This window comes from Idiomarina fontislapidosi (genome assembly GCF_003226255.1).
Classification (GTDB): Bacteria; Pseudomonadota; Gammaproteobacteria; order Enterobacterales; family Alteromonadaceae; genus Idiomarina; species Idiomarina fontislapidosi.
In genome coordinates this window covers 1-23,173 of the sequence record NZ_QJST01000001.1, presented here as the reverse complement: position 1 = coordinate 23,173, position 23,173 = coordinate 1, and the positions used below count along the sequence as shown (strand labels likewise).

Sequence of the window (23,173 nt, the reverse complement as noted above, 5' to 3'; positions counted from 1 at the left end):
CGCGACCTACCACGGCGGCGGTATCCATTGAAAACGGACAACACACACATGTATGACATCAAAATACGAAGCTATAAACCGACCGATGCGGCAGCACTACGAGATATATTTTTCTGCACCGTGAGAAACATCAACATCAGAGACTACTCACAAGCACAAGTCGAAGCATGGGCACCAAGCGATTACGATTCACAAGAGTGGGAACACAAGATGAATAAAATCGCGCCATACGTTGCAGAGTTAAACGACGATATCGCAGGTTACGCAGATCTTCAGCAAGACGGCCTTATCGACCATTTCTTCTGTCACCACAAATATCAGGGAAAGGGCTTAGGCGGCGCGCTCATGCAGCACATAATAGTTAACGCGCAGACACGAGGACTCATTAAGATTTACTCACACGTTAGCATCACCGCGCGCCCATTTTTCGAGCGCTTCGGTTTTATTATAACCACATCAAAACACGTCAAAGTGCGCGGCGAAGAACTACAAAACTTCATCATGGAAAAACCGATTAAATAGCCACCTCGCGCACAAAGGCGCGACCTACTTCTTCTCCATTTCTTGGATCTTCTTCCACAATTCATCGGCTTGCTGGCTAATATGCGAACTATCTCGGATATTGCCATTACGCTGCATTTCCATCGCCTTTTGCTGTAACTGCTGCAGCTCTTTGCGCATTTTTTTAGTTGGATTTGATTTAAATAGACCGAACATCGCACACCTCGAATCAGGAACCTCAACTAAATACGCATACCCAACATAAAAAGTTCGACGTGCGAGCATATAGCCAACACAGGCGCACGGGGCAAACCCCAACGTCGCGCACAATGCGCGACCTACTTTGTTGTGGGAAAATAATAAACTCGCGAAATGAGGTGGTTGTCAAATTCGTAAACAGCGAGGCTCTGTTGCGATTGCTTCTTCCCATTCTGTTGCCAGTGCGCGTGTTCAACAACGCTGATCCGGCTTCCGGTGATGATAGGAGAACCAATTTGGCTTTGGCAGGAAGAACATGACTTGAAGTAGCCTTGCATCGAATCAATGAGCGCCTGCTTACCCTCTACTTCTACAGACAGCTCATCACCACTCACCGACAGCCACTGAACATCGTCAGAGACATACTGAGCCATCAGTGTGGCATCGTGATTGTTAAAAGCAGTTATAAACTCATTTAGAGCATTCAATTGGCTTTCAGCCTGAGTTTGGGCTAAACCAATTGAAGACACTAAAACACAGCAAATCAAAGTCAATTTTCGAAACATAAGCTTATCTGCCCCCTAATGCATTTGGTGTCGCGCACAATGCGCGACCTACTGTATGGTGAAGACAACATATACCGTGGCGGATGCGGTCATTTCACCTATTTCTAACAGCCCACTTTGCGGGGGTGGAACACGACGTCGTACCGATAAACCAGCGAGCTCGCTAGACGATTGACCATAAATTTCTTGAGAAGGTATTAAATCGTAAGCACTTTCATCACGTGTTTTAAACTCTGAGATTGAGTACACATCCTTTATCTTTTTACCATTAAGCTCGGCAAGTTGTTCGGCTTTCTCGCGCGCGTTTTTTAGTGCCTCAAACAGTACTTGTTTCTTAATCTCGCGCGGGTTCTCAACCTTAACTTCTGCATCTAAAGTCTCTGACACCCCTGCATCAACCAGCGATTGATTGAGTTCGCTATATAAGGAAAGATCGCGTAACGTAATATCAATACTGCGCACGACGCGCGTGCCTAAATTAACTTCCTCACCATTCTTATACTCAGTGTGAGGCGAAATTCGAAGTGGCGTCGCTCGAATATCCTCTCGGGCAATCCCCATATTTTTGACCACTTCAAACAGTTCAACTGACCGTCGATCGATTTCATTTTTGGCAATTGAAGCGTCTTTGTCGGTATGCGCTAAATAAGCGCTTAATACGATAATTTCTGGTTTAACACTTTGTTCAGCATAGCCCTCTACGTATATATGTGGAGCCTCTGGAATTACGTCACTCCATGCCGAATAACTCACCAAGAAAAAAAACAGTAAATATTTTTTCAATGTATAAACTCCACTTATTTTAATAGCCACACAAAGTTGCTATGTTAAAAATTATATTTGTTATATAAGTGACCCAATATAATGATTAATCAATTCAAACTACGTATTTTTATTATCAGTTTACTATTAACCAATTTAGTAGCTTGCACAACAACTAAAGAAAATGTTGTGGCAACCTATTGTTATGCAACAGAGCAAGCTGCCGTCGCCGCAGGTTCAAAAGTCGTGAACGATATGCTGCGCGAATATCGGGTAAGAACAGATAGTCGTCCAGGCTTTGGTGTAAGCTTTAACACCAACGACAACGACTGTGGTAGTGGCTTAGGCGCGGTGGTTATGAAGCTTCCGGACGAAATAAGCGACAAAAAAGGCGCCGAAATAATCGCCATCTCACGTGACATTTTCACAAAACACATGGACAAAACCGATTACCAATATAAAGCCTATCCGTAACATGCGCCTTGGGCGCACGGGGCCAACCCCACGTCGCGCACAATGCGCGACCTACGCACCGACGTAACGTGCGCCTTGGGCGCACGCGGCCAACCCCATCGTCGCGCACAATGCGCGACCTACGTACACGATTTTAAAATGCTGTAATGCGGTTTTTGGTCTTAAATAGCCGGCATGAAAAATGTTCGCCGCTATTTCGAAGACGGTTATTATTTTTTTATTACCGTCGCTACTCAAGGTCGTAAGCCCCACCTGACGCGCCAGCCGGTTATTCAGGCGCTGCGCAATGCTGTGCGCACGACCATGGCGTCGCATCCGTTTGATATCCAGGCGTGGGTTGTATTGCCCGATCATATGCATCTTTTGATTGGCGTTGCCGACCAAAAAGTCGATCTGCGCGTTAGAAAGATTAAAGCCCTTACCACACGTGCCTTACCCGAGTTCTCTTATAAGAACTCACAGCCTAACTTTTCCAAACGCCGTCGACGTCAAGGCAGCCTTTGGCACAATCGATTCTACGATCGCATCATTCGTAATGAACAAGAGCTCTACATGTATACCCTGTATTGCTGCTTTAACCCTGTCAAACACGGTTACGTTAACAATGCATTGGAATGGCCGTACTCCACCCTCAATGCCTATTTAAAACAAGGTCGTTATCCAGAATCGTGGCGGCACATCACCGACGCATGGGTGGACGACAATTTCGCCGATTACGACATGTGGTAGCGTGCGCCTTTGGCGCACGGGTGGGATTGATTGTCGCGCCAAAGGCGCGACCTACGCCATGGGGCGATATCTGATGTCGCGCACAATGCGCGACCTACCGCACGGGCCGAGATCTGATGTCGCGCACAATGCGCAACCTACGGACGAAATAAAAACTTTTGTTTAAATGCGAATTGTTTTCATTTATGATTCACTCGTGAATACACATTCAGGAGTGGACAGGGATATGACGATTCAAAAAACAGTATTGGCATCAAGCATTCTCATTGCATTAGCAAGCAGCTATGCTGTAGCTGAAGAGCAGCAAACAAAAAAAGAAAAAGAAGACATGATGGAGACGATTGAAGTAAGCTCACGCGGGCTGATTTCATACGTCAGTGCGACCGGATCCAAGTCCGATACACCTATCATCGAAACTCCCCTCTCAGTTTCCGTATTGACGGAGGCGCGTATTGAAGACTTAGGCGCTGTCACCGTTCAGGACGCCATTGGTTATGTGGCAGGACTTTACAATGGCCCATACGGCGTTGATACACGAGGCGACTGGGCACAAATACGTGGTGTCTCGCCGGTACAATACTTAGATGGCTTAAAATCACTCTTTGGCTACTACAACAACGTCCGCATTAATCCTTATTCACTCAGCCAGATTGAAATTTTAAAAGGCCCGAGCTCTGTACTCTACGGTCAGGGCTCAACCGGTGGTATTATCAACCTGGTCAGTAAACGTCCCCAAGCCGAGACTCAAGGCGAGCTCTGGGGTCAACTCGGTAATTACTCTCGCAAGCAAGTCGCTGGAGACATTACAGGCGCACTTAATTCCGATGCCTCACTCACAGGCCGTTTAGTTGGACTTTATCGTGACAGCGACACACAAACCGACTATGTTCCGGATAATAGCCTCGTATTGAATCCATCGCTGACTTGGCACGCATCAGACGAGACTAAAGTCACTTTAATTGCCAATATTCAACGTAATGAATCAGGCTCAAGCACGCAGTTCTTCCCTTGGCAAGGCACCCTGTTTCCCAATGAGTTTGGTCAAATTGATAGCTCAACCTTTGTTTCAGAGCCGGGTTTCGACAAATACGACACCGAACAAGACGCATTGACTGCAATCATCGAACATGACATCAACTTGAACTGGCATATTCGATTAGCCAGTCGTTACAGCGAGAGCAACGCCGAATACAACACAATGTACGGCTGGCCCCCTAAATTTGCAGAAGATAACCGTACTGTCGACCGAGTCTCGTACCTCTCACGAGCCAATGCGCGTGCCTGGACATCGGATCTTCAACTTCACGGCTCCATCACAACGGGCTTCATCGAGCACGATTTAGTGTTTGGTCTCGATTTCCAAGATGCCTACACCGATAACGACTACGCTTACGGTGCTAATAACACGCTTGACGTGTACGACCCGGTCTACGGTGAAGCCACGGGCTTACCCACCGAGGCGGATATCACTGATTTTGCGTCAACTAAGAATTACCAACTTGGCTTATACGTACAAGACAACATGCGCATTGACGACAAATGGCTCGTTTCAGCCGCGTTACGTCGTGATCGCGCAACCACCAATCCCGAAAACAGCGCCGCCAATGAGCAATATGCTACGACGGGTCGTTTAGGATTAATGTACCTGTTTGACGGTGGTATTTCGCCGTACGTAAGCTACAGCGAATCCTTTCAACCAGTGTTCGGTCGCGATGCGTATAACAACCCATTCGTACCTATCGAAGGTAAGCAATGGGAGGCGGGAGTGAAATACCAGCCGCAAGGCACGGAGCATTTAATTACCGCATCGGTCTATCGTATCAAGCAAGAAAACCTACAGGTACAAGTCAACGATCCCGAGGCACCTAATCCAAGTGGTCAAGTGCAAATGGGCGAAGTCGAGATTGAAGGTGTCGAGCTCGAAGCGCAGTTAGCGTGGGACTTTATGGATGTTTATGCGAGCTACGCTTATAACGATGCCGCCGATATTCTGACAGCCACGCCCGACCATCAGGCATCTGTTTGGGCAACATACCGCCCAGATAGCTGGGGTGGCTTTAAAATCGGCGCAGGCGCACGGTATGTGGGACATACCTCCGGTGGCTATGGCGTTTACAACGGCAACAACGTGTTACTCGAGACCCCAACCTACACGCTTGTCGATGCGATGATCGGCTACGACTGGGACCAATATTCGGTCAGTGTCGACATCGATAACCTGACCGACAAAACGGTGCTTACGTCATGCTTAAGTCGCGGCGACTGTTTCTACGGTCAACAACGCACCATCATGGCGAATTTCCGGTATAAATTTTAACCGTTTCACCGTAACGTGCGCATTTTGCGCACGGACCAAACCCGATGTCGCGCCACAGGCGCGACCTACTCGATGCAAAAGCGATAGCCGATGCCGGGTTCGGTGCGAAGGTATTTGGGTTCGGTGGGGTTATCACCCAACTTTTGGCGGAGATGGCTAATCACATTACGAAGATAATGAGTATCCTCTTTGTGACTAGGCCCCCATATTTCGAGCAAAAGCTGGCTTTGAGTAATCACACAGTTGGGTTGCTTCACTAATGTTGAAACAACAGCATACTCTTTCGGGGTCAGTTCAATCACTTTGCCTGCCTTTTTTACAAGTCGGCGTGATAAATCAAATACCAAATCGTCCACTTCAATAATCGGATTGCTGGTCGTCTTGAGACGATCGCGTAAGTTAGCTCGTACCCGCGCCAGTAATTCTTCAACGCTAAAGGGCTTAGTGACGTAGTCCTGCGCACCATAATCCAACGCAATAACCTTCTCCCGATCTTGGCTTCGCACTGATAGCACGATTACCGGTACAGACGACCATTCGCGCAACTGCTGAAGTACCTCTTTGCCGTCCATATCGGGTAAGCCTAAATCCAAGATCACTAAATCAGGCTGCTGGCGAGCTACACTATTTAGTCCTTGTTCACCATTCTCTGCCTCAGTCACCTCATGACCCGCACTCGACAGTGCGATTTTAAGCATCCGTCGAATCTGTTTTTCATCGTCAATTACCACAATGCGTGTTGCCACAACCCTAATTATCCTTCTTCTGGTCATTGCCCTGTTCAATCGGCAAGCTAATTTCGAAGCGCGTACCCACGCCGCCGAGTCCAGCTCGCGCAACCACATTACCACCGTGCGCGCCAATCATGCCTTTGCAAATCGCCAAGCCCATGCCTGTGTTTTGCTTCTTCTTATCACCATCTGCGACGATGTAAAACATATCAAAAATTTTGTCACGTTGGTCCTCGGGAATACCCGGACCACGGTCTTCAATTGCTATAACGCAGTCACCTTGCTGCACCTGCATTTCAACAAAGATAGGCGCCGTCTCCGGACTATATTTTGCTGCGTTTTCAAGAATATTAAAAATAGCCTGCTCAACAAGGGCTGCATGCGCGTAAAGCAAAGGCACGGCGTTAGTGTGCTCGATCTGCACGTGCGTGTTAGGCCAATAACGCCTTAAACGCCTCAGTGCACTCCCCACGATATCTTCGATCGACACCCAATCACGCTCTATTTTTAGAGTGCCATGACCAAGCCGCGTCATATCAAGCAGGTTTTGAATATAGCTATCGAGCCGACGGCTTTCAGAAATAATAGTATCCATCAACTCTACTCGATCATCCGCCGATAACTTATCATCAAGTAGCTTTAAACTTTCCGCCGCGCCCATCATCGCTGATAGTGGCGATTTTAAGTCATGAGACACTGAGGATAACAATGCCGATCGTAACTGCTCCATTTCTGTCTTAACGCGCGCGCTTTCTAAATCGGCAGCAAGTTTAATGCGCCGCCAGGCTCCCGAAGCTTGATTCAGCATTGCCAATATAAGGCTGACGTTGTAAGGCTCACTCTCGGTGTTATCAAATACGTTTGGGACGCCGGCCACTGCCACCACATCACCATCAACAATAATAGGAAACGTGGTTACCAGTGCACTCGAGAGCGTCTCTGTATGAGCCCCCGCTTGCGCCTTGTTCTTGAAACTCCAACGTACCGTGGCTTCAGTCAGTTTGTGCTTAATCGCAGCGACCTCATTGATAAAATCCAGTTCCGTCCCATCACCTCTCACCGCTATTGTGCATTCTGTATGAGTTAGGCGACTCAATAGCCGTATTAACCGCTCCCACATCGCTCTTTCTTCGTTCACGGTAGCCAGTTCTTGTGCTAGCTCGCGTAACGTTTCGGCATAGCTATTTGCTTGCTTAAGAAGAATAAATTGATGCCGTATGCGCGAGGCTGCGGGGCCGCAGATCAAGCCTATCACTGACAAAAACATCAGTGTCGTCACATCGTTTTGACTGTAAACTGTAAATGTATAGAGAGGCTCAGTCAGAAAAAAGTTAAAGCTTAAGAATGAGATTAACGCAGTGAACAGCGCTGAGCGGGATCCAAATTTAAGTCCCACCGTAATAATCGCCAAGGTGTAAACTAAGACTAAGTTGCCAACATCCAAAAAGTTTTCCAACGCGACCGCAACCAACGAAGCGATAGTAACTCCGATAATCCCACCGAAGTACCCATGCCAGTAACCCAAGCCCTTAAGACCCTTCAAGTCAAAAGAAAAAAGGCTCGACTCAGAGGATCGCTCTCGCTCGGGGAATACCGTAACCTCAAAAGGTAGTTCAAGCTCTATTAATTGCTGATACAACCGCTTACGTCGCCACGTAAAACGTCCTCGACTACCTGCCCCCACTAGTACCGTGCAAACCGCATTGCTCTCTATAAAGTCCGCGACAACACTAAAGGTCGTCGGTCCATTTAAAACCTTGGTTTCAGCACCCAACTCCTTTGCCAGCGACAACGTTGCATCAAGCCGTTGTGACTTTTCAGGGCTTCGTGTTTTACCTGTATCGACCCATACAACCACCCAGGGTATCTGACGCCGCTCGGCAATCTGTCGGCCGACTCGAACCAAATAACGGTGGTCACTATTAGCACTAACCAGCACTAGCAACTTATCCATGTAAACACCCAGGCCCGACGTTTGCTCTATAGAGCATTCTTTAAGCATCGAGGCATCAACACGCTCGAGCGCCTTTTTCATCGCTAGCTCACGCAGTGCAGTCAAGTTCGAGGAAGAAAAGAACGAAGACAACGCCGAACGCGCGTACTCCGGTAGATACACTTTGCCTTGTTGCAGGCGCTCAATTAACGTTGCGGGCGGTAAATCAATAAAACGAATTTCAAACGCATTATCAACGAAGTGATCTGGCACGGTCTCTTTAACTCTCACACCGGTCATTTGCAGTACGAGATCATTGACGCTTTCCATGTGCTGAATATTTACTGTTGTATAAACATCAATACCCGCTTTTAACAGCTCTTCGATATCTTGGTAACGCCGCTTGTTACGACTCCCCGGCGTATTGGTATGAGCTAGCTCATCGACCAATAGAAGTTGAGGCTGTCGATTCAATGCGCCATCAATATCAAATTCATTGAGTTGAGTTCCATGATACTCGATGTGCTGCAACGACAGCTGTTCAAAGCCATCTGCCATCGCCTGCGTATCAGAGCGCCCATGGGTTTCTAAAAGACCGATAGCGACATCAACACCGGCCTGTTGTCGTTCCTTAGCAGCAGCTAACATTGCATAGGTCTTACCCACACCTGGCGCAGCCCCTAAAAACACAGTCAGTTTACCACTGTGTGACTCAGCAACTTGCCGTAAAATGGCATCTGCTTTTTTATCGCGCTGGGAATCCATCATCTATCGGTCCTACTCAGATTAGAAACTTGAACGCACGCCAAACACCAGTCGATTATCGCAGACTTCGCTGCATGCTGAATCACTCATATCTGTAGCAATATACGTTAAATTAACGCTTAACTTATCACTGAGTTGATAATTAATTCCTAAAGAGCCATCCCAATACGAGTCATCTGATGTGGGCTCACCGCCTAAAAATCGAGTTAACTCTGCGCCTGATTCAAATTTATTAAAACCAGTACTCAGTTCAAGACTCAGTTGTTCGGCTATCGGATAACTGTAGGCGACTGCAACATAGACAAATTGATTGACTCCCGCACCAAAATAATCATCAGAATAAACGACCGAGAGTGTGGCGTCCTGGTAGCTAAGGTGAGTATAAACCTCATTGTAATTGAACTCGCTATCTGCGTTATTGCCGCCTGGATAGATATAGCGTATCGCGCCTACATCAAACGACCAAGAGGCATCGCTTATGTAGCGCCAGCCGCCATAGATATCCGCTTCAAGGCTACCGTCTCCAAACCCGATATTGGATCCCCACACACCAGCATACCAACCCGCGTTACTCGTTAAATCGATGCCTCCTTGAATAGCAGGGTCTTCATTTGTTTGGGAGATACCTCGGAATATATAATCGCTAACCAGTGTTACGTTACTCGAGGTTTCAATTTCGGCAGCAACAACCGTACTTTGTACTGACAATGCCACACAGACCACTACACCGCTTCGAATTAAATGTTTCATCACAAATTCCTTATTTATCTTTCATTTGGTCAAGTGCTAAATTGAGCTTGAGCACATTGACTCGGGCTTGACCAAAAACACCAAATTGCTTTTTCTCTGTGTACTGCGCGATCAAAGCGGTGACAGATTCGTTTGTCAGGTTTCGTTGCGCAGCAACACGTTCTGCCTGAAATAGCGCAGCGTCGGGGCTAATATGAGGATCAAGCCCTGCTCCAGAAGCCGCAATTAATTCAACAGGTATCGCAGCCGCGATAACTTGCTCCTTGCTTTGGATTTGCTCACTGCGAGCGCGTGCTTGAACACGCAGTTCAGGATTTGAAGGCGCAAGGTTACTGCCTCCGGTGGCCGTCGGATCATAACCAGCCGCACTGGGTCGAGCATAGAAATAGCGAGGATCGGCAAACGCTTGTGCCACCAAAGTCGAACCAACCGCTTGGCCATCATGGACAATGACACTCCCTCGTGCTTGGTGAGGAAATAGTTGTTCTCCGACGAACGTAATCACAGCGGTATAAAGCCCACCACACAGTACTAAAAAGCCAATGCCAAAACGCAGTCCAATCCATATGTTTTTAGTTACAGATTCGTTAATACCCATGACGATCCCCTTTTAAATAAACGCACTGACGAGCATGTCAATCAGCTTGATAATGACGAACGGTAGTACCACACCGCCTAACCCAAAAATCAGCATATTGTTACGTAAGATCTTCTCTGCACGCTCGGCTTTTAACTTCACTCCACGTAAAGCCAGCGGTACCAACGCAGGGATAATCAAGGCGTTAAAAATAAGAGCCGAAATCACAGCAGACTGAGGGCTTCCAAGTCGCATCACATCAAGGACCGACATAAACGGTAGTGCGCTAGCAAAAACAGCAGGGATAATAGCGAAGTATTTAGCGACATCGTTGGCTAACGAGAATGTGGTCATAGCACCACGGGTAATCAACAGTTGCTTACCCACTTCAACGACTTGTAAAAGTTTTGTCGGGTCGGAGTCTAAGTCGACCATGTTGCCGGCCTCTTTTGCCGCTTGAGTGCCCGAGTTCATTGCCAATCCAACATCCGCCTGCGCAAGTGCCGGAGCATCGTTGGTACCATCACCGACCATAGCGACTAAATGCCCTTTTGCTTGCTCTTCGCGGATCAGACTCAGTTTGTCCTCAGGCTTAGCTTCAGCGATAAAATCATCAACCCCGGCTTCAGCCGCGATGGCACCTGCGGTAATTTTGTTATCACCCGTTACCATCACAGTTTTTACACCCAGTGAACGCAAGCGAGCGAAACGCTCGGCAACGCCGGGCTTTATAACGTCAGTCAACGCGACAACACCCAGTACGCGCTCGTGATCGGCAACCACCAGTGGTGTTCCACCTTGCTTTGCGACCGCGCCAATATGAGCATTCATCCCATCAGACCAAGCAACGCCACGCTCCTCTTCAAGGAGTCGAACCGCGTCACCGGAGCCTTTTACATAGTATTTGCTCTCGCTGATTTTAAGCCCCGAAAGTCGTGTCGAAGGTGAAAAAGGAATAAATTCAGCGTTCTCAGGATAGGTCTCGTCAAGCCCTCCAGTTTCTCGAGCAAGCTCAACAATAGATTTGCCTTCCGGGGTTGGATCTTCGACTGAGGCCCAATAAGCGGCTTGAACCAGCGTGTCTTTGCTCACCCCATGAGCCGGGATAAAATCAGTCGCTTGCCTATCGCCATAGGTAATCGTGCCCGTTTTATCGAGTAGAAGGATGTCGATATCACCCGCAACCTCAACGGCTTTACCCGATTTAGCGATAATATTCGCACTGAGCGCACGGTTCATGCCAGCAATGCCAATAGCCGGCAATAAGCCCCCGATGGTAGTGGGTATTAAGCACACGAGTAATGCAATAAGCATCACATAATTGAGCTCAACATTAACAAAGGATGCCAACGCCGGTAGCGTCATTACAACGAGCAAGAATACCGCAGTGAGTGCAGCCAAAAGCACCGTTAAAGCAACTTCGTTAGGTGTTTTTTTACGCTCAGCACCTTCTACCAAACCAATCATTTTATCCAGAAAGCTATTACCGGGATCATCGGATACACGCACAAGTACTTCGCCAGTAAGCAGCTTTGTACCACCAATGACACCCGAGTGATCAGTATTGGCTTCACGCAAAACCGCTGCCGATTCGCCCGTTACTGCAGACTCATTCACGGTTGCAACACCTTTAATGATTTCTCCATCTGCGGGGATGTACTGGCCTTGTCGTACGCTTACGACATCATCCTTTTTAAGGTTCGCCGCATCGGTTTCGACAAAGTCTTCTCCGTTCTTCTTAAAGGCGACAAGTGATGCTTTTGTGGCTCGCAGACTAGAAGCTTGTCCACGACCTCGCGCCTCAGCAATTGATTCGGAAAAGTTAGCAAACCAAAGTGTGATAAATAGAATAAAGCTTGTGCAAAGTTCAAAGCCAAAAGGTTCGCCAGCACTGATATGAAAAACAGTGAGCAAAATACTAATAACCGTACCCACCCAAACGACAAACATGACAGGATTCTTAGCCATGTTGGTTGGCGTCATTTTTTTCAATGCATCAATGAGTGAATCTTTCACAGTATCTGCGGTGAGCGTTTTTACTTGCTTAGTCATGATTAGCCCTCCACTCCAGTAGTTGCCAACTGTAATGCCTCACCAATCGGGCCAATTACTGCAGCAGGAAGAAAAGAAAGGAAATTGAGAATTAAAATTACGGCAATTAGCGTTACAGCGAATGTGACGTTACCCACACTCAGGCTGCCGACACCTGTAGGAACGGTTCTTTTCTTTGCCATCATTCCGGCAATGGCGAGGGGAATAACCAAGGGTAAGTAACGACCCAACAATAAAGTGATTACGCAACTCACATTCCACCACACGGTGTTATCACCCAAGCCCTCAAAACCCGAGCCGTTATTGGCAAACGCGGACGTGTATTCATAGAACACTTGCGAAATAGCATGGAAACCTGGATTACTGTTGCCTGTGAGCGACGGTAAAGCTACGGTAATCGCTGTAAACCCTAAAATCACAAGCGTAGGTAAAACGATGAGTGTCCCTAACAATGTAATCTCGCGGGTTTCTATTTTTTTGCCAAACAACTCGGGGGTGCGACCTATCATGAGCCCAGAGAGGAACACAGCAATCCAGATATAAACAATAAAGTTCACAAAACCACAGCCAACGCCCCCCCAAATGCCGTTAATCAACATTCCAGAACGCGTTATTAAACCGCCAACCGGGTTAAACGAGTCGTGCATGGCATTAACTGAGCCATTTGAGGTTTGTGTAGTGAGTGTTCCCCAGAGTGCTGATAATTCCGGACCAAAACGAGTCTCTTTACCCTCCATATTGGGTCCAGATGCGGCGAGCTCGTTAAAGGCTGCATTAGGCTGCAGTTCGCTGTAGACAGTAAACCCAATAAAGCTGGCACTAAACAGCGCCATCACCGCAAACGACATCGCAGTGAAGCCCTTGCGTCGAAGCATTCCGCCCGCCATAAAAACAATGGCGATTGGTATTAGCACGATAGCAATGGTCTCTATCGCATTTGAAAACGGCGTTGGATTCTCAAGAGGGTTGCTACTGTTGGGACCGTACCAGCCCCCACCATTGGTTCCGAGTTGTTTTATTGCGACCATAGAAGCAACAGGACCAACGGGAATGGTTTGCTCGATAACAGCGCTACTTTGGTCAAGCGTTGTGACGGTTTGGGCCTCTTTAAACGTGCTAGGTACACCTTGCGAAGACAGTATCAATGCGACAACAGCAGCGAGCGGAATCAGCACGCGCACAATACCTCGCACGGTATCCACGTAATAGTTACCTAAATCACGCTCGGCGCCCTCTTTCGCTAATTTTTCGTTACGTCCACCCATCATGCCACGAAGTATCGCCACACAAACCGCAAGCGCCATCGCGGGCGTAACAAACTGCAACGTCACGATAAGTGTGCCTTGTGATAAGTAGGAAAGCTGTGCTTGTCCCGAGTAATGCTGTTGGTTGGTGTTGGTAAGAAAAGAGACAGCAGTATGGAGTGCCAAATCCCAGCTTAATGGGCCAATGTTGTCCGGGTTCAGCGGCAGGACGTGCTGAAACTTGAGTATCAAAAAGGCGATAATACCCAGCATTAAATTACTGAGCAGAAATGCGAGCCCATAACTTTTCCAGTTCATTGAAGTATGTGGATTCACCCCAATGCAGCGATAAATAATACGTTCTATCGGATTAAATATACGATCAGAAAAGTGCGCTTCGCTCGAAAACACACCGATCATATAACGACCCAGGGGGTACGCTAGCGCGATAGCCATCGTCATAATTAAAATAATTTCAAACATATGCCCCCCTTAAAACTTATCAGGGACAAACATCGCTACAGCCAAATAAGCAAGTAGCGCAGTGCCGATAAACAATAAAAACCAAGTCATGTGAGTATCCTCGTTAAATGAGCAGACCACATGAATTTAGTGTTTAGCAGCGTAAAATCTCTAGAATGGAATAGTCGAAGGGCGTCAATTTTTCGTAATTTTTTGGTTTAGATACCGTGCGCCTTGAGCGCACGGGGGGAGATCTGATGTCGCGTTCAAGGCGCGACCTACGAACAACCGTTTTTGAGCGCTAGTTCGTTGAGGTCAATATCGTCCAAAAACAATAAAAACTCATTGGTTTGATCGATTTTTAAATACACGTCTAATTCAGAGTCATGCCAAGTAAATTCGTCGCTTTGGCATGCCGAGACCAATCTAACGTTAATACTTCCTGCGCCACCTTCCTCGTGCTGGCGGCGATACTCACGAATCGTTTCCTGCCCAGCGCTCATGGTTTTCGCGTCAGCTTCAGATAAACGCATTACGGTAAACTGTTCGTCGTTCTCAAGCTCGTCTTTCAGCTCCGCGGGTAACGCGTAATCGGAATCAACTATAACCGGAAAGGTATGATTAAAGCTGCTCTCAGGTTCCCCTGTTCTAAAACTAAAATCTAGCACTACATCACCGTCATTGACACTGACTCCATTCGGAGATTTCACAGCCACGATAATCTGGTTCGGGTCCGCCTCTAAAGGATTCATATCCATCAATTTGACCATGGTCGTTAGCGGAATACTGCCGCACGCAGATACAAGTGCTATCAAGCTCACAGCCAAAAGCATTTTTAATTTATTCACAGTGCATCCTAAATTATCAAATAACAATGTTAACTAAATGTATTCGGGAAAATTCTGACTGTGAGTCTGTAAAAAAGTTTCAAGCAGTAGCGTGCGCATTTTGCGCACGGGCGGTATCGATCGTCGCGCCCAAGGCGCGACCTACCGGGGTAATCGGTCGAACACGGGGGTTTCGATGTTGGGGTTATCCCATTGCGCGCGGCTGGATGAAAAAATATGAGCCGTCGGCGATATATCGAGATCTGTGTCTAGGCTACCGGCTGGGACCACGAGCAAACCAGCGATTTGTGTGTTCGGTACGGCCGATCCGCAGTGCTTACAAAAGCTTTTATGATGCCGCGTGCCGGGCAACGTAAAAGAAGTCACCGCATCAGCTCCCGAATGCCAAACTAACTGAGCCGATTGAGAAAACAAATTAGCAGCATGCGCCGAGCCGCTGTCTTTTTGGCAATGCTGACAATGGCACAAATAAAAGCTATCAAACCGCCCCTGCACCTCAAACGTCACAGCACCACACAAACAAGAACCTTCATATTTATCCATTTATATCTCCACCCTCGCCGTATCGTGCGCATTTTGCGCACGGGCCACATCGCACGCGCGGCATCCTATTTCGCGCACAATGCGCCGCCAATTGGCAGCTTTTGAACCTGCTCGGCTCCGTCATGGGTATCGCTCGAGCGTAGCACAACATTGTTGTCGACGACCGTCAGCTCAAAGTTTTTGAGCCACTCAACCGAGCCTATTGGCTCTAATTCGTAGCGGTTCAGCGCAAGTGGACACTTCAAATAAACATGCAGCTCGCCACCCAACGCGCCAGCGTCATCGTTGTGAACGTAAAATGTTTGATCCGCTATCGTTTTTTCGTAGTGAAAAAAATCATTAGCGGGTGATATTAAAAATGAAACCAGCCCCATAAAAAGTACCGCTAATTGCAGCGCTGCGAGTATATAAAACGTACTAAAAAAGGCGACTTTAAAAGCAGTGCGGTTAAACGCATCAGCAATAGCCCGCTGCTGATAAAACAATAAATAAGCCGCCGCAGCAACGCTCACAATTTTAATAAAAAGAATAATATTCCCAAGATTCGCCATCACCAAAGGCGACTCAAAATTTAATCCCCAAAGCGTTCCTGGACTCAAGCTTTCCAAAAGAGGAATAACAACACATAAAACAACAATAATTATGTAGCGATTATTTTTTAACACAACAAATCCTTTTTAATACAGCTTTCGATGTCGCGCAAAATGCGCGACCTACCACATCGACATAACGTGCGCATTTTGCGCACGGGCAAATCCAATGTCGCGCCCAAGGCGCGTATCACCAAGCCGTATCGTGCGCATCTTGCGCACGGGCAAATCCAACGTCGCGCCAAAGGCGCGACCTACCACCACGCTAATTACAACAATAACGATGAAAGGAACGCGCTATGAAAAGTATTTTCGTATTTGACTCAATGCTGACACCTAAGATCATCACCTTTGTTTATTGGCTTATGCTTTTAGGCTGCTTAGTTTCAGGGTTAACGACAATGTTCAGCGAATTTGGCGGGGGCTTTTTTGCCGGGTTAGGTATTATTATTTTTGGCGCTGTTGGTGCGAGGATCTGGTGCGAATTGCTTATCGTATTATTTAAAATTCACGAAAATCTGCAAAAAGTCGCCAATAAATCAGAATAAGCATCCAAAATCACGATAACGTGCGCATTTTGCGCACGTACCTACCTAAACATCTTTCTGTTCCGCCCAATTTAACAAAGCATCCAGCGCGGGGCACAACGCCTGGCCCCATTCAGTTAATCTATACTCAACCTTCGGTGGTACTTGCGGATAAACCTTGCGGTGGACAATACCGTCAGCCTCTAATTTTCGTAGCTGCTGTGCCAGCATCTTTTGCGAAATACCTGGTATAAGTTTTTCAAAATCAGAATAACGCTGCACTTTTCCATCAAACAAATGAAACAAAATAATTAACTTCCATCGACCTTCGAGTAATTTAATTGCTTCAAGCGTTTCAGCCGCTGCGCTAGCAGGCGTATAAATCTTTCTCATCGGTAAGCCACTTACTTTTTTGTGCGTTCTTGATTATTAGAAAGCTTAATCGGAAACTTCCAACACAGCAACACAGCATCTGTGCATGATTAAAGCAAAAAACGCGAACTCTGGAGGTTTCACAATGGTTATGGATTTAACGCTAAAAGACAAACGAATTTTGGTCACTGCCGGCACCAAAGGTATAGGTCACGCCGTTGTCACCTTGTTTCGGGAGCACGGAGCAAAGGTGCTAACCACAGCACGTAGCCGCCCCGCTTCACTCCCCGAAGAGCTGTTTGTCGAGGCAGACCTTACCACAATTAAAGGCTGCAATACCGTGGTGGACGCAGTGAATGAACGTCTCGGTGGCGTCGATATTATTGTTCACGTATTGGGCGGTTCAAGCGCGCCAGCAGGCGGCTTCGCAGCACTCAGCGAGGACATCTGGCAACACGAGCTCAACCTAAACCTACTCCCCGCCGTTCGTTTAGACCGCGCGTTGCTTCCCGATATGCAGGCACGGGGTGACGGCGTCATTATTCATGTGACATCAATTCAACGCGAATTACCGCTCCCCGAATCAACGACCGCCTATGCAGCCGCGAAAGCCGCACTATCCACGTATAGCAAAAGCTTGTCTAAAGAAGTAGCGCCAAATGGCGTACGCGTTTTACGCGTATCACCCGGATGGGTCGAAACCGAAGCCTCTGTCGCCCTCGCCGAACGCCTTGCCGAACAAGCAGACACAGACTACGAAGGCGGCAAGCAGATCATCATGGAATCACTGGGCGGTATTCCGCTCGGACGACCGTCAAAACCCATCGAAGTGGCAAATCTTATCGCATTTCTCTCATCGCCACGCGCGGCATCCATTACTGGTGCCGAGTTTGTCATTGATGGCGGCACCGTGCCTACCGCGTAAAGCCAATGCCGGTCACGCTATCGATTCAGTTTGTGACGTAACGCGACCTTCACAGCCGGCCATTCGTGTTCAATGATAGAAAACACAACCGTGTCGCGATAACTACCATCCGCCGCAAGACGGTGATTCCGCAGCACACCGTCTTGCTTGGCACCTAATTTAGCAATAGCCGCGCGCGACTTCTGATTGTGCCAGTGCGTTCTAAACTCCACCGCAATCGCATCTAAATGCTCAAAAGCATGCGACAGTAACAACAATTTGCATTCGGTATTCACCCCAGTGCCCTGAAAAGACTCGCTATACCAGGTGTATCCAATCTCGACCCGTTTATGGGCGGCTTCAATCGCACAAAAGCGCGTTGTACCAATAATTTTCTGAGCGTGATTGTGAAACACAACAAAAGGTAGCGCCGTACCCTTTTGCTTTTCTGCCAAAGCATCTTCAATATACTTATCAACCGAGCTCGGATCAGGCACCGATGTGTACCACAAATTCCACAACGCACCATCTGCAGCCGCCTCAGCCAACGAAGCCGCGTGCTCAGCCCGCATCGGCAACAACGTCACACGCTCACCCTTTAACTCAACTTCACTTAACCCGTTTTCCATAACCCGCCCTCATTAAATCCATATCAACAAACGACAGAATTATGCGATTATAGCCGCTGAAATAAGTTTAATTGATAAAAAGAATAACAAATAATCACGCGCTCAAAGGAGAACCCAAGATGAAAGATAAAGACTTAGAAGGCATCCTAAATTTTCTTCGGGCCGCAGAAGATCTAAAAAATACACTTCGTTCATCAAGAACATCAAATGGTCGACAGGAAAGCACGGCTGAGCACACCTGGCGCTTATGCCTAATGGTATTATTGTTTGAAAAGCAGTACCCCGAGCTCGATATTCTAAAACTTATCAAGATATGCATTATTCATGATCTAGGCGAGGCAATAAGTGGAGATATCGCCGCCGTTGACCAAGTAGAAGGCATGGATAAGGGCGCTCAGGAGCGAAGCGATCTTCAAAAACTTATACAGCCACTGCCAGAAGATCTCCGCTCAGAAATCCTCGCGCTGTGGGACGACTATGAGAACGCATCATCCGAGGAAGCCAAGCTGGCAAAGGCGTTTGATAAAATTGAAACCATGTTGCAGCACACACAGGGCAAAAACCCAGACGACTTCGACTATAACTTCAATCTTACATACGGCAAAAAGTACACCGATTACGATGCACTGACCTCCGCCATGCGAGCGTTAATTGATAAAGATACAAAAGCCTTAGCAGAACTTAGCGCGACACCTAAAGCCGCTGCATCAACGCCAAAAGCTCGCTCATGACTAATTCAGGCTCATCAAATTGCACAAAGTGGCCACTTTTTTCGGTCAAAACCGACTTGCCCTGCGGAAAAGCATTCGCCCACGCTTGCCATAACTCACCCCACATTTTTCGTCCTTGATCGGTAAAGAACAAGTTAGGCGGGTTCTCCATTGTTCTCACCGAAGCAATCACCGTGACAGGCATATCCTTAATTTCGGGGTAGTCGGGTAACGGACGCTTACTCCAAAAATCCAAGTATTGATTAGACATGCCCTCTTTCATGTCGGCGAGCTTTATTTCAGCAATTTCTTGATTGCCCTTTTCTAAATCGATGGCGCGTAAAATATCCACATCATGCTCAGACGAAGGATCGAGCATCATCAACGCTTTTATCTGCTCGGGATAAGCCGCCGCAAAATCTCGGGCAACACTCCCGCCGTATGAGTGCGCGATAAATATAACCGGCTGTTGAACCCCGAGCTCGGTCAGCAGAATGCTCGCATGGTCGGCATAATCCCGAGACGTAAAGTGCTGTTTAATAGCTGTTGAATGACCATTACCCACCCGCGAATAACGAATCACTTTGGCGTGCTCCGACATTTTTTTAAACACCGGATCCCAATCCGACATGCCCGATCCGCCCCCCGCCTCCAGCAGAATAACCTCACTGCCCTTTCCGGCTACCTCATACTCGAGATCGTACCCTTTAACCTTCACAAAATCGGGGCTGGCTAAAGCCGCTACGGAAAATATCAGACCAAAACACAAGCCAACTAACTTCATTATTCTTCCTTAAAAACGTGTTTATAATTAGGTTCTGCAGGTTAATGCCTTGGCAGACACTCAGGTTTCTACAAGAGTACGCATACAATAGTGGGAAAAAGCACTGTACCGTCAATATTCAGACACAATAATGTAAATTTGCAATATTATGGAGCTCGGTAGACGCTCCTTTTAAGTAGGCTTATGCCTATCGCGTGACTAATGAGTGTCCGTTTTAAAATGAGGCTAATACACATGAGAAGGTTGCTGGGACTACAATTTAGCAGCGAACTTTTAGTGTCATCATAGGCTTGTCATTATAATCGTAAATGTGGAGTTCACACACCTGGCTATCCCGGCCGCCTCCGCCTGTTCCAGTAAGCGGTTTATAACCTCCTCCAGAGCTAGTGCTGGTAGAGATCTTATTCACTCTGTCTGCTCCAAAAATTTCTTTGAACGCAACTTCTACACACGGTGACACCTCCGATTTACCCACCGCAGGATCGGTTAAATCCTTCCAGTAGTTGTTGCCAATATTAGTCAAGCTCTGGTTTAACGAAACGTCAACATGAGCTCCTGGCGACGGATCTAGAGTATAAGTGACCCTTGAGGGTCTGCCATTGCCCTCCACCGCTAACTGGTCTGGAAAAGGAAAGTCGAAAATGAGATTTTTCTTTGTCTGTTTATTATCCCAAGTCAGAAATACATAAAATCCGCGTACTTGTATGCCTAAACCTAGGTCAGTCAACTCGACTTCGTCAAAAGACTCTCCTGGTATACCGTCCCACTCAGCAAATTGCTCATTAATGAGCTCTCGTAATTTGAATCTAAATTCTGCGCCTAGTGCAGCTTGCACGGCATTATACTCTGAGCTGTCTTCAGCGCATGAAAACTCGCCTGAGTTGCCTTTTTGAGCATTAATTAATTGTGCACTGGCTGTTTGCTGTGCTCGACCATCAATCCAATCATAGAACTCTTGCGAGGTCTCGAAAGTCTCACTTATGGTATTGGCCATACGTTCTAAATGTGCGATTAGGCTATTGGTGTAATCGACTCCATCTCGGATCGCCTCTTGGACGAATTGCGGATGGTTATATGTGTTGATTTGTAACTGCATTAAAGGGGGATACATGCCTTGATTAGAATGACTAATCCTGAATCCCCAAAGCACGCCGCTCGACTCATTTAATACAGCAGCGTAAACCGGCGTACTATAACAAGCTTGATTACTAATGGAGACAACCTGGCTACCATCTGTCGGTTCGCACCGCAAAGGTGGATAACTCTTAGTTTCTACGAGCCTTTTTGCTTCATTAAAGCTACAGTCTTCGCAAGTATGAGCCTGCACGTTCTTTTCGGGTTGCGTTTGTGCATAACTATTGGTGGCAAAAAAGAGAGCTCCAAGCCCTATAGCGCCGATAGAAAAAGAACGAATAAAGTTTGTTTTTGACATTATCGAATCGCTCAACTTGCTTAAGTTTGACGAAGTGATAACCTATCAGATTTTTTAACATTTAAACAATATTTATACATTGTTTTTGTCTTTATGAGTTAGTATAGAATCAATGCATAGGTTTATAGACAGAGTCCTAAGTTCGCCATTAGCTCGATACACGGAATCCATCATGCGCAAGATTCAATTTCTCATCTCGGCTATCTTACTTATTATTTCGACTGCCACATATTCTTCTGAAATAGGAAACAAAATGAAAGTCTCTGGAGAGTTTCAAGTTAAATTAGAACCAATGGATTTCTCTGCGCAAGGCGCAGAGGGGATTACTCTTGGAAGAATGTCCATCGACAAAACATTTTCAGGCGCTTTAGACGCAACAAGCAAAGGCGAGATGCTAAGTGCCATGACGCCAACCGAAGGTTCAGCAGGCTATGTTGCGATTGAACAAGTCACCGGGTCGTTGTCGGGGAAAAAAGGCAGCTTTGTACTTCAGCATTTTGGCACCATGAATAGAGGTAAGAATCGTTTAGTACTTGAAGTTGTTCCAGACTCTGGTTCTGGTGAATTAACGGGCCTCTCAGGAACGATGCTTATTAAAATAGAAGGCGGCAAGCATTTTTACGAGTTCGAGTACGAGTTCACAGACCGGTAGCCTAACCATGATGCCTGAATGAGAGCGTGAGTGTACTCGCCCTTTTAAACAGGCACGTATTAGCTAAACGATAAACTTGAACCCAAACTCTCATCCATTAAGGGCAGTTATGGCAAGTCGATTCGTATTCATCCTTGAACTGCTCGGGAAAAGGTATACGCAAGTTGGTCGATAAATGCTTGTTGGTGATTTTGAAGCGTTCGAGATCGCGCTCAGATAGCCAGTAAATTGAGTTATGTGACGCCGACGTGAGCACCCTCACCTACCGATCGATTTACACCGGCCAGATACAAACTGACGCCCCCCGAAGCGGCAACGCCGTTGGCTACATATATAGTGACCAAGCTTAATAGTATCTTGGTCGTTTATCGAACCGCCATTTGCTGTCAACTCTGGCAATAGTTTGACTGGTTTGCTCCGCTGAATATATCGGCTGACCATCCACTTCCGAGGCGTTGGGTTCACCCAATGGTATTAAAAGTGCCGCAACGATCAAAATCAATGCAGTGCTCACAACAACGATAACCGCTAGCGGCTTTGACTGTGTAATAGATTTAAGTAAAGCAATGGCTGTCAAACAGCCGCTAACGCCAAGGATGTAGTGAATAGTTTCGCTATACGATCTTCGCTTCATTGCCTATCACATTTAATAGTTGGTCCAAGACCACTGACTTGATAACAACTACAAATAACACGAAATTAGCAACAAATCATGGCTTGGTAGTCGGACAATTTGGTTAAACCGCCATGATCGGTTGAACGTAAAGTTGAAACTTTTCGCTAGCCACATTTTTCGGTTAGTTGGCTAAGAGCGAAGAGGAGATAAAGCTGAGAGGTGCGTTCTTGGCACATGGCTGACCTTCAGCTTTGTGCCAGGTATAGTCATTCGACCCTGGTCACTTATACTCAATAGTGTTCAGGTATGTGCTTGCTGTTTACGACTAATGTGCCAGCATCATTTTAATGATCTCCGCTTTTCCTTCGAAGCAGCAAGCACCTTTACTCTACAACGAATACTCAGGGCTTGCTTTACACGACTGTCTATATTTATTTCGCAGAGTAAAGATACATAGCGAACTTAAAGTTAGGGGGACGTCATGGTCGATCAAACAGCTAAATTC

Annotated in this window: 27 protein-coding genes; 9 read left to right on the top strand and 18 right to left on the bottom strand. The window is 47.0% G+C overall.

What is annotated here, in order from left to right:
- The first annotated feature begins 48 nt into the window (after positions 1–48).
- Positions 49–522, top strand: a complete 474-nt coding sequence (locus DFP83_RS00135) for a GNAT family N-acetyltransferase (RefSeq protein ID WP_110571972.1) — start codon at positions 49–51, stop codon at positions 520–522.
- Between the two features lie 24 nt (positions 523–546).
- Here the strand turns inward: DFP83_RS00135 and DFP83_RS00130 are convergent, their stop codons facing one another.
- From DFP83_RS00130 to DFP83_RS00120, 3 genes are all read right to left on the bottom strand, one after another.
- Positions 547–717: a DUF6435 family protein gene (locus DFP83_RS00130; protein WP_110571970.1), complete on the bottom strand. Its 171-nt coding sequence runs from the start codon at positions 715–717 to the stop codon at positions 547–549.
- Positions 718–839: 122 nt separating this feature from the next.
- Positions 840–1,265: a nuclear transport factor 2 family protein gene (locus DFP83_RS00125; protein ID WP_110571968.1), complete on the bottom strand. Its 426-nt coding sequence runs from the start codon at positions 1,263–1,265 to the stop codon at positions 840–842.
- A 48-nt stretch (positions 1,266–1,313) separates the two neighbouring features.
- Positions 1,314–2,048, bottom strand: a complete 735-nt coding sequence (locus DFP83_RS00120) for an SIMPL domain-containing protein (RefSeq protein WP_241971552.1) — start codon at positions 2,046–2,048, stop codon at positions 1,314–1,316.
- Between the two features lie 168 nt (positions 2,049–2,216).
- Here DFP83_RS00120 and DFP83_RS00115 point away from each other — a divergent pair, with 168 nt between their 5' ends.
- The 3 genes from DFP83_RS00115 to DFP83_RS00105 all read left to right on the top strand — a co-directional run bounded on the left by DFP83_RS00115 (position 2,217) and on the right by DFP83_RS00105 (position 5,547).
- A complete protein-coding gene (locus DFP83_RS00115) occupies positions 2,217–2,501 on the top strand; it encodes a hypothetical protein (protein WP_126753124.1) in 285 nt (94 codons plus the stop codon).
- Between the two features lie 174 nt (positions 2,502–2,675).
- Positions 2,676–3,230 carry an REP-associated tyrosine transposase gene (locus tag DFP83_RS00110; protein WP_110571962.1) on the top strand — a complete coding sequence of 185 codons (555 nt, stop codon included), beginning with the start codon at positions 2,676–2,678 and terminating at the stop codon, positions 3,228–3,230.
- Positions 3,231–3,456: 226 nt separating this feature from the next.
- The gene (locus tag DFP83_RS00105) at positions 3,457–5,547 is read left to right on the top strand and encodes a TonB-dependent siderophore receptor (protein WP_110571960.1); all 2,091 of its coding nucleotides are present in this window, start codon (positions 3,457–3,459) and stop codon (positions 5,545–5,547) included.
- 65 nt (positions 5,548–5,612) lie between these two features.
- Here the strand turns inward: DFP83_RS00105 and DFP83_RS00100 are convergent, their stop codons facing one another.
- The 10 genes from DFP83_RS00100 to DFP83_RS00055 form a co-directional block, all read right to left on the bottom strand.
- Positions 5,613–6,293 (bottom strand): response regulator, encoded by a 681-nt coding sequence (locus tag DFP83_RS00100; RefSeq protein ID WP_110571958.1) that lies wholly within the window; start codon positions 6,291–6,293, stop codon positions 5,613–5,615.
- A 4-nt stretch (positions 6,294–6,297) separates the two neighbouring features.
- Positions 6,298–8,979 (bottom strand): sensor histidine kinase, encoded by a 2,682-nt coding sequence (locus DFP83_RS00095; protein WP_110571956.1) that lies wholly within the window; start codon positions 8,977–8,979, stop codon positions 6,298–6,300.
- Positions 8,980–8,997: 18 nt separating this feature from the next.
- Positions 8,998–9,726 carry a TorF family putative porin gene (locus DFP83_RS00090; RefSeq protein WP_110571954.1) on the bottom strand — a complete coding sequence of 243 codons (729 nt, stop codon included), beginning with the start codon at positions 9,724–9,726 and terminating at the stop codon, positions 8,998–9,000.
- Between the two features lie 10 nt (positions 9,727–9,736).
- Positions 9,737–10,324 (bottom strand): potassium-transporting ATPase subunit KdpC, encoded by a 588-nt coding sequence (gene kdpC, locus DFP83_RS00085; protein ID WP_110571952.1) that lies wholly within the window; start codon positions 10,322–10,324, stop codon positions 9,737–9,739.
- 12 nt (positions 10,325–10,336) lie between these two features.
- Positions 10,337–12,355 carry a potassium-transporting ATPase subunit KdpB gene (kdpB, locus tag DFP83_RS00080; protein ID WP_110571950.1) on the bottom strand — a complete coding sequence of 673 codons (2,019 nt, stop codon included), beginning with the start codon at positions 12,353–12,355 and terminating at the stop codon, positions 10,337–10,339.
- Between the two features lie 2 nt (positions 12,356–12,357).
- Positions 12,358–14,082 carry a potassium-transporting ATPase subunit KdpA gene (gene kdpA / locus DFP83_RS00075; RefSeq protein WP_110571948.1) on the bottom strand — a complete coding sequence of 575 codons (1,725 nt, stop codon included), beginning with the start codon at positions 14,080–14,082 and terminating at the stop codon, positions 12,358–12,360.
- A 9-nt stretch (positions 14,083–14,091) separates the two neighbouring features.
- The gene (locus DFP83_RS13770) at positions 14,092–14,172 is read right to left on the bottom strand and encodes a potassium-transporting ATPase subunit F (protein WP_110571946.1); all 81 of its coding nucleotides are present in this window, start codon (positions 14,170–14,172) and stop codon (positions 14,092–14,094) included.
- A 167-nt stretch (positions 14,173–14,339) separates the two neighbouring features.
- On the bottom strand, positions 14,340–14,909 hold the full coding sequence (locus DFP83_RS00065) for a hypothetical protein (protein WP_110571944.1): 570 nt from the start codon (positions 14,907–14,909) through the stop codon (positions 14,340–14,342).
- A gap of 141 nt (positions 14,910–15,050) precedes the next feature.
- Complete coding sequence (locus tag DFP83_RS00060) at positions 15,051–15,452, bottom strand: GFA family protein (protein ID WP_110571942.1); 402 nt, start codon at positions 15,450–15,452, stop codon at positions 15,051–15,053.
- A gap of 65 nt (positions 15,453–15,517) precedes the next feature.
- Positions 15,518–16,117 carry a hypothetical protein gene (locus tag DFP83_RS00055; RefSeq protein WP_110571940.1) on the bottom strand — a complete coding sequence of 200 codons (600 nt, stop codon included), beginning with the start codon at positions 16,115–16,117 and terminating at the stop codon, positions 15,518–15,520.
- Between the two features lie 27 nt (positions 16,118–16,144).
- On the opposite strand from DFP83_RS00055, the gene DFP83_RS00050 reads away from it, so the two are divergent.
- Together DFP83_RS00050 and DFP83_RS00045 are read left to right on the top strand one after the other, a co-directional pair.
- Positions 16,145–16,345, top strand: coding sequence for a hypothetical protein (locus DFP83_RS00050; RefSeq protein ID WP_126753122.1), 201 nt, complete (start codon positions 16,145–16,147; stop codon positions 16,343–16,345).
- Positions 16,342–16,590, top strand: a complete 249-nt coding sequence (locus tag DFP83_RS00045; RefSeq protein ID WP_110571936.1) for a DUF4282 domain-containing protein — start codon at positions 16,342–16,344, stop codon at positions 16,588–16,590. The genes DFP83_RS00050 and DFP83_RS00045 overlap by 4 nt, the downstream gene beginning before the upstream one ends.
- 45 nt (positions 16,591–16,635) lie before the next feature.
- Here DFP83_RS00045 and DFP83_RS00040 read toward each other — a convergent pair whose 3' ends face one another.
- Positions 16,636–16,962 carry a winged helix-turn-helix transcriptional regulator gene (locus tag DFP83_RS00040; RefSeq protein ID WP_110571934.1) on the bottom strand — a complete coding sequence of 109 codons (327 nt, stop codon included), beginning with the start codon at positions 16,960–16,962 and terminating at the stop codon, positions 16,636–16,638.
- A 124-nt stretch (positions 16,963–17,086) separates the two neighbouring features.
- On the opposite strand from DFP83_RS00040, the gene DFP83_RS00035 reads away from it, so the two are divergent.
- The gene (locus DFP83_RS00035; RefSeq protein ID WP_110572850.1) at positions 17,087–17,866 is read left to right on the top strand and encodes an SDR family oxidoreductase; all 780 of its coding nucleotides are present in this window, start codon (positions 17,087–17,089) and stop codon (positions 17,864–17,866) included.
- Positions 17,867–17,883: 17 nt separating this feature from the next.
- Here the strand turns inward: DFP83_RS00035 and DFP83_RS00030 are convergent, their stop codons facing one another.
- Positions 17,884–18,474, bottom strand: a complete 591-nt coding sequence (locus tag DFP83_RS00030) for a GNAT family N-acetyltransferase (RefSeq protein ID WP_110571932.1) — start codon at positions 18,472–18,474, stop codon at positions 17,884–17,886.
- A 119-nt stretch (positions 18,475–18,593) separates the two neighbouring features.
- On the opposite strand from DFP83_RS00030, the gene DFP83_RS00025 reads away from it, so the two are divergent.
- On the top strand, positions 18,594–19,205 hold the full coding sequence (locus DFP83_RS00025) for an HD domain-containing protein (protein ID WP_110571930.1): 612 nt from the start codon (positions 18,594–18,596) through the stop codon (positions 19,203–19,205).
- On the opposite strand, the gene DFP83_RS00020 is transcribed toward DFP83_RS00025, so the two are convergent.
- Positions 19,168–19,968: an alpha/beta fold hydrolase gene (locus tag DFP83_RS00020; protein WP_110571928.1), complete on the bottom strand. Its 801-nt coding sequence runs from the start codon at positions 19,966–19,968 to the stop codon at positions 19,168–19,170. The two genes, DFP83_RS00025 and DFP83_RS00020, sit on opposite strands and share 38 nt — an antisense overlap.
- A 259-nt stretch (positions 19,969–20,227) precedes the next feature.
- On the bottom strand, positions 20,228–21,400 hold the full coding sequence (locus DFP83_RS00015) for a hypothetical protein (protein WP_110571926.1): 1,173 nt from the start codon (positions 21,398–21,400) through the stop codon (positions 20,228–20,230).
- Between the two features lie 253 nt (positions 21,401–21,653).
- Here DFP83_RS00015 and DFP83_RS00010 point away from each other — a divergent pair, with 253 nt between their 5' ends.
- The gene (locus tag DFP83_RS00010; RefSeq protein WP_110572848.1) at positions 21,654–22,052 is read left to right on the top strand and encodes a DUF3224 domain-containing protein; all 399 of its coding nucleotides are present in this window, start codon (positions 21,654–21,656) and stop codon (positions 22,050–22,052) included.
- A 346-nt stretch (positions 22,053–22,398) separates the two neighbouring features.
- Here DFP83_RS00010 and DFP83_RS00005 read toward each other — a convergent pair whose 3' ends face one another.
- Entirely contained in the window at positions 22,399–22,686 is a 288-nt protein-coding gene (locus DFP83_RS00005) for a hypothetical protein (protein ID WP_110571924.1), read from the bottom strand.
- Positions 22,687–23,173 lie beyond the last annotated feature (487 nt).